7 protein-coding genes are annotated in these 6,178 nt (G+C 71.0%); 3 read left to right on the top strand and 4 right to left on the bottom strand.

The features are described from left to right. The 3 genes from G3I65_RS41085 to G3I65_RS41075 all read left to right on the top strand — a co-directional run. Positions 1-1,038: LCP family protein (locus G3I65_RS41085; RefSeq protein ID WP_239071750.1), on the top strand; the 1,038-nt coding region annotated here is incomplete at its 5' end. Between the two features lie 40 nt (positions 1,039-1,078). Next, positions 1,079-1,609, top strand: coding sequence for a GNAT family N-acetyltransferase (locus G3I65_RS41080; RefSeq protein WP_160700868.1), 531 nt, complete (start codon positions 1,079-1,081; stop codon positions 1,607-1,609). Beyond that, positions 1,606-1,797 (top strand): hypothetical protein, encoded by a 192-nt coding sequence (locus G3I65_RS41075; RefSeq protein WP_160700867.1) that lies wholly within the window; start codon positions 1,606-1,608, stop codon positions 1,795-1,797. The genes G3I65_RS41080 and G3I65_RS41075 overlap by 4 nt, the downstream gene beginning before the upstream one ends. A 3-nt stretch (positions 1,798-1,800) precedes the next feature. On the opposite strand, the gene G3I65_RS41070 is transcribed toward G3I65_RS41075, so the two are convergent. The 4 genes from G3I65_RS41070 to G3I65_RS41055 form a co-directional block, all read right to left on the bottom strand. After that, positions 1,801-2,262: a peroxiredoxin gene (locus G3I65_RS41070; protein WP_160700866.1), complete on the bottom strand. Its 462-nt coding sequence runs from the start codon at positions 2,260-2,262 to the stop codon at positions 1,801-1,803. A gap of 82 nt (positions 2,263-2,344) precedes the next feature. Then, entirely contained in the window at positions 2,345-4,162 is a 1,818-nt protein-coding gene (locus G3I65_RS41065; RefSeq protein WP_160700869.1) for an EAL domain-containing protein, read from the bottom strand. Between the two features lie 237 nt (positions 4,163-4,399). Beyond that, complete coding sequence (locus G3I65_RS41060; protein WP_160700865.1) at positions 4,400-5,860, bottom strand: cytochrome P450; 1,461 nt, start codon at positions 5,858-5,860, stop codon at positions 4,400-4,402. Between the two features lie 17 nt (positions 5,861-5,877). After that, positions 5,878-6,178: helix-turn-helix transcriptional regulator (locus tag G3I65_RS41055; protein WP_160700864.1), on the bottom strand; the 301-nt coding region annotated here is incomplete at its 5' end.

Genomic DNA, 6,178 nt, shown 5'->3' with positions numbered 1-6,178 from the left:
CAGTACGCCCCGCCCCCGCCGCCGCGCCGCGAGCCCCCGCGCCCGGCCGACGACTACCCGCCGTCCCGGCCGCCGCGCCGTCGCCGGTGGAGCTTCGGCAAGGTCATCGGCGCCCTGCTGCTGGTCTTCGTCGTCTTCCTCGCCGGCATCTGGGTCTACCTGGAGTTCTCGATCAAGCGCGTCGACGCGCTCGCCGACTACTCCGGCCGCCCGGTCGCCGCGTCCGGCACCAACTGGCTGATCGTCGGCTCGGACAGCCGTGAGGGCCTGACGGCCGAGGACGAGGAGCGGCTTGCCACCGGTGACGTCGCCGCGGCAGGCGGCGGGCAGCGCACCGACACGATCATGGTCGCGCACATCCCGGACAACGACACCAAGCCGACGCTGCTGTCGCTGCCGCGCGACTCCCAGGTGAAGATCCCGGGCCACGGCACGAACAAGATCAACGCGGCGTTCTCCCTCGGCGGCCCGAAGCTGCTCGCGCAGACCGTCGAAGGCGCCACCGGCCTGCACCTCGACCACTACGCGGAAGTCGGCTTCGGCGGGTTCGCCAAGATCGTCGACGCGATCGGCGGCGTCGACATGTGCATCGACAAGGACATGAACGACACGATGACCGGCATCAGCATCAAGGCCGGCTGCCAGTCGCTCGACGGCCGCTCCGCGCTGGGCTTCGTCCGCATGCGCCACAGCGACGCGACCCCGCGCTCGGACCTCGACCGCGTCGCCAACCAGCGCAAGTTCATCGGCGCGCTGGTGAGCCAGATCGCGAGCCCGGGCACGCTGCTCAACCCGTTCGACTTCTTCCCCCTGCTGTCCTCGGCGCCGGACGCGCTGACGATGGATTCGGGCGACCACGTCCACAACCTGGCCGGCCTGGCGATCGCGATGCGCGGCATCTCCTCGGGCGGCGTCGTGACGACGACGGTGCCGGTGACGAGCGCGTCGGCGGAGAACTGGGACAAGAACAAGTCGAAGCAGCTGTTCGACGCGCTGAAGAACGACAGCGAAATACCGGACAGCGTCATCGTCAGTTAATTCACGCGCGCTCGATCCTCGGCCGGGGCACCATGGAGACATGGAGACCCCGGCCGAGACGTATCGCGTGGACGAATTCACCTTGGCCCGCTGGCAGTTCGCCGACGGGCCCGAGCTGACGGCGACCGTCGACGGGTCCCTCGGGCACATCGGCGCGTGGATGATCTGGGCGTCCGGGGGCTACTCGGCCGACGACTCCGCCGAATTCCTGAAGCGCACCAGGGAGAACTGGGAGAGCGGCGAAACGCACGACTTCGCCGTCCGCGTCGACGGCTCGCTCGCGGGTGCCATCGGGATCATGGCGCGCGAAGGCGGCGTCGAGATCGGGTACTGGCTCGCGCAGCCCTACACCGGGCGCGGCCTGATCACCCGGGCCGCCGCTTTCCTGACGGCGGAGGCGTTCCGGCTCGGGGCGGGCTACGTCGAGATCAAGCACGACGAGCTGAACGTCCGAAGTGGAGCGGTGCCCGCGCGCCTCGGCTTCACGAAGGTGCGCGAGGAACCGGTGGAGAAGCCGCTGGCACCGTCGTGCGCGGGTACCAACCACGTCTGGCGCAAGGAGAAGCCGTGAACTGGGTGACCGATCCGGGGCACCGGTGGCTGTGCGAGCGACGCCAGGTCGCGAGCCGGGCCGAGCGACGCGGGAACCGCGCCGAGGTCCACGAGTACGGGCGGCGCCGGCGCGACCGGCCGCGGGGGTGGCCCTCGGGCGGGGTGCGCCGGCCGCCGGGCTGGCCGCCGCGCGGGTGGCGCCGCTGAGGCTCAGGACACCTTGTCGCGCTCCCGCAGCACCTTGAGCGCCTGGTCGGCGTGGACCGTGAAGTTCAGCTCGCTCTTGATCTTCTCGAGCACTTTGCGGTCCTCGCCGATCACGAAGGTGACGCGCTTGGCGTGCAGCGGCAGGAGTTTCCGCCAGACACCGAACTGCTTCGCGACCTCGCCGTCCACATCGGACAGCAGCGGGTAGTCGAAGCCGTGGGCCTCGGAGAACTGCCGCTGCTTGGTGACGCCGTCCGGGCTGATCCCGATCCGGTGCGCGCCGACCTCGGCGAACTCGGCGGCGAGGTCGCGGAAGTGGCAGCTTTCGGCGGTGCAGCCGGTGGTCATGGCGGCGGGGTAGAAGAAGAGCACGACCGGCCCGGTGGCCAGGAAATCCGACAGCGTGCGGTCGGCCCCCCGCTCGTCGGGCAGGGTGAAGTCGGGGGCGAGGTCTCCGGCGTCCATGGACGTCCTTTCTCGTCGGCGGCAGAACCCATCCTGCCGGTCCTTCGGAGCCACCCCGCGACCGGCTTGGTCCCAGCGCGGGTCAGGGGGCCGGGTGCCGCGCGATCAGCTCGTCGACCTCGTCGCCCGTCGCCGAGTCCGCCACGAACGGGCCTCGCGCCGCCAGGACGCCCAGCTGGCGCAGGCGGGCCGCCTGCTCGTGGGTGCGGACGCCCTCCGCGCCCACCCGCAGCTTCAGCTCGCGGGCGCGGGTGATCAGCTGGGTCAGGTGCCGGATGTCCGCCTCCGCCGGCTCGTCCGCGTCGAGCGCGTCGACCACCGGGCCGGACAGGATCACGTGGCGGATCGGGAGGCGGTGCTGGGGGATCAGCTCCAGGTCCGCTGAGCCCGAAATCGTCAGTACCAGCTGCGCGCCGAGGTCGGACAGCACCGCGAACGACTCCAGGACCTCGCCGCCCGGGTCGAGGACCGAGTCGCGGTCCGTGCACAGGCGCAGGGCCTTCGCCGGCAGCTCGTGCTTGTCCAGCTGCTCCTTGACCAGCAGGACCAGGTCCGGGTCGATGGCCAGCCGCGTCGGCAGGCGGACGCAGACGTCGGGAGCCGCGTCGCCGAAGCGGGTGTGCCAGCGGGCCGTCGCGGCCAGTGACTCGGCCAGGAGCCAGCGGCCGAGCGGCACCGTCATGCCCGTCGTCTGGGCCAGCGGGTAGAACTCGTCGGAGCTCAGCTCGCCCTTCTCCGGGTGGTTCCACCGCAGTCCCGCGTTGACCGCGGCGAGCTCGTCGGTGCGGGCGAGCCGGACCGTCGGCTGGTAGACGAGCGAGAACTCGCCGTTCTCCAGCGCGCCGGCGATGACCGCGCCGAGCTGGTAGCGGCCGCGGTCGCGGGCGTCCAGCTCCGGGTCGAACAGCATCCACTGCGCCTTGCCGGCCTCCTTGGCCCGGTGCAGCGCGATTTCCGCCGCGCGCAGCAGCTCGGCCGCGCCGCCCTCGACGGCCGCGCGCACCACGATGCCCGCGCTCGCGCTGACGCCGATGCCGTGCCCGCCGAGGTAGATCGGCTCGTTGAGGTCCTCCAGCGCGCGCTCGACGAGGTTGACGACCTCGGTGGCGGCCAGCTCACCGCGCAGCAGCACCGCGAAGCCGTCGCCGGACAGCCGCGCGACGAACCCGCCGTGGTGCCCGGTGAAGACCGCCGACAGCTTGCCCGCCACCCCGCGCAGCACCTGGTCGCCGACACCGGCGCCGAGGCCGTCGTTGATCACCTTGAAGCCGTCGACGTCGAGGTAGATCAGCGCGATGTCGTCGCGCGCACCGGCGCCGAGCGCGGCTTCCAGCGTGGTCGTGAACGACGACGCGTTCGGCAGCCCGGTCAGCGGGTCGTGCACGTTCTGGTGCAGCAGCCGTTCCTGCAGCAGGTGCAGCTCGTTCGCGTCGGACACCATCAGCACCGGGTAGACCGACCCCGGCTTGTCCCCGGGCAGCCTGGCGAGCGTGACGTCGGTCCAGAGCTGCCCGTCCTCGGCGTGGTCGAGCAGCACCCGCTCCTGGTACCGCTCGCGCGCGGTGCGCACCTGCTCCAGCCCCGCCTTGAGCCGCGAGACGTCGTGGTCGGTGGAGCCGAGGTCCGTGAGGTGCCTGCGCCGCAGCTTTTCCGGCGAGCAGCCGAGCAGCTGGCCGAGCGCGAGGTTGGCCTCGACGATCTCGCCGTCGGGGTCGGCCAGCGCGATCCCCATCGGCGACGCGGCGTAGAGCGCGGAGAACCGCTGCAGCGCGCCGTCGTGCCGGGAGCCGGCGTGGTAGGCCGCCTCGTTCGCGACTTCCAGCAGGAGCGGCTCGAGCTCCTCCGGGGGAAGTGTTACTCCTTTGGTGTCGGCCAACGTCGCCGCCCACCGGCGGGCCACGTCCAGCAGTCCTGGCGCGGCTCCGGGCTCAGGCACACTCCACCTCTTCACGCGCAGGTCAGGCCAGTTCAGCCACGGTGCCAGGGGGTGTCCAGCCACACCGGGTACCCCTCGCCCGCGACCGATGCCACGCCATCATGCGGGTAACGGGGTGTCTACCGGCTGAACGAGTGAACGAGTGTCCACATGAGGTGACATCTTGTCACGGCGTGTATGCCATGGTAGACGCAGCCCGCGTCAGCGAGGGGTCAACCGCACCGGTAAACCGTCGGCGGGGACCGGCAACGACACGTAGTCCCACTTCGCGGTGTAACTCTCCGGAACCGACCAGCGGTGGGCGCGGAGCATTTCGTGCATCAGCAACTTCACCTCGAGACCGCCGAAGTGGAGCCCGATGCACTTGTGCGCGCCGCCGCCGAAGGGCATCCACGCCATCCGGTGCGACTTGTCCTCGCGACGCGGCTCGGCGAACCGCTCCGGGTCGAACTCGAAGGGGTTCGTCCAGCACTCCGGCGTGAAGTGGTTGATCGTCGGCGACACCCCGACCAGCGTGTTCGCCGGGATGTAGTGCCCGAGCACCTCGGTGTCCTTGACCGTCTGGCGGGTCAGCGACGGCACCGGCGCGACCAGCCGCAGCGCCTCCTTCATGACCAGGTCGAGCGTTTCGAGCTGGTCCACGGCGTCGATGTCGAGGACGTCGTCGCCCAGCGCGAGGGACTCCGCGCGGGCGCGCTCCTGCCACTCCGGGTACTTGGCCAGGTAGTAGGCCATGGCGCTGCTGGTGATGGTGGTCGTGTCGTGCGCGGCCATCATCAGGAAGATCATGTGGTTGACGATGTCGGTGTCGGTGAAGCGGTCGCCGTCCTCGGTGGTGGCGTGGCAGAGCGCGGAGAACAGGTCGTCGCCGTCGGAAGCCCGCTTGGCGGGGAGGTTCTCGCCGAAGTAGCGCTCGAGGACACGCCGCCCGTGCAGGCCCGCCGACCAGCGCCCGCCGGGCACGGGGAAGCGCACGAACGCGGTGCCGGCGCGCACGGAGCTGACGAACGCGCGGTTGATCCGGTGCGCGTCGGCGCCGCTGCGCATGCCCATGAACACGCGCGTCGCGACGTCGAGCGTGAGCTGCTTGAGCGCCCAGTACAGCCGCGGGCGCCCGCTGGAATCCCAGCTCGCGACGCCTTCGCGCAACGCGGGGCCCATCTCGTTGACGTAGCCGGTCAGCCGCTGCCGGGTGAAGGCCTCCTGCATGATCCGGCGGTGCAGGTGGTGCTCGCCGAAGTCCATCAGCATCAGGCCGCGCTCGAAGAACTTCTCGATGAAGAACTTCCAGCCCTCCTGCGAGAACGCCTTGTCCTTGTTGACGAGCGCGATCTGGGTGGCTTCCGGCCCGGACAGCGCGACGATCTTGCGCCCGAAGCCGGCGGTCCAGGAGACCGGGCCGTAGAGCTCGTGGCGGCGGAGGCCGAACGCGGGGCCGAAGCGCATCATCTCGAGCATGTGCCCGACCACCGGCGGGCCTTCGTCGCCGAGCACCGGCTTGAGGCCGCTGCCCGCGGGCGGCGTCGCGAGTTCCTTGACCGGCCAGCGCGACCGCAGCCAGCGCTCGTCGACGCCGCGGGGGAGGGGGAGCGCGGTCAAGGGCGGCACGCGTTCGCGCAGTGCTTCGGTGGCTCGGCTCACGGTGCTCGGCAAAGTGACCATCTCCCCGTCGAGATCGGCTACCCCTCCACGATGCACCCTTGTTGACGGTCTGACAACACCTGGGCCGCCGTCTTTTCGGGTGGTCGGTGCTTCCGCACCGCACTCGGGTTGACGCCGCGGACCCGCTTGAACGCCGCGCTGAACGCGAACGGGTCGGCGTACCCGACTTCGCGCGCGACGGCCGCGACGCTCACGCCGTCCCGCTCGCGGAGGAGATCGGCCGCCAGCGTCATGCGACGCCGGGTGAGGTAGGTCAGCGGCGGTTCGCCCACCAGCTCGGCGAAGCGCTTGGCGAGCGTCGAGCGCGACACGCCGGCC

Origin of the sequence: Amycolatopsis sp. SID8362 (genome assembly GCF_010550475.1) — a bacterium.
Classification (GTDB): Bacteria; Actinomycetota; Actinomycetes; order Mycobacteriales; family Pseudonocardiaceae; genus Amycolatopsis; species Amycolatopsis eburnea.
Note: the sequence above shows the minus strand (reverse complement) of the source record. Positions and strands in the feature narration are given on the sequence as shown.

What these genes read in the sequence shown, in the direction of transcription:
- G3I65_RS41080 (WP_160700868.1), top strand. Translation starts at nt 1,079, where the DNA reads ATGGAGACCCCGGCCGAGACGTATCGCGTGGACGAATTCACCTTGGCC.
- G3I65_RS41070 (WP_160700866.1), bottom strand. Translation starts at nt 2,262, where the DNA reads ATGGACGCCGGAGACCTCGCCCCCGACTTCACCCTGCCCGACGAGCGG.
- G3I65_RS41060 (WP_160700865.1), bottom strand. Translation starts at nt 5,860, where the DNA reads ATGGTCACTTTGCCGAGCACCGTGAGCCGAGCCACCGAAGCACTGCGC.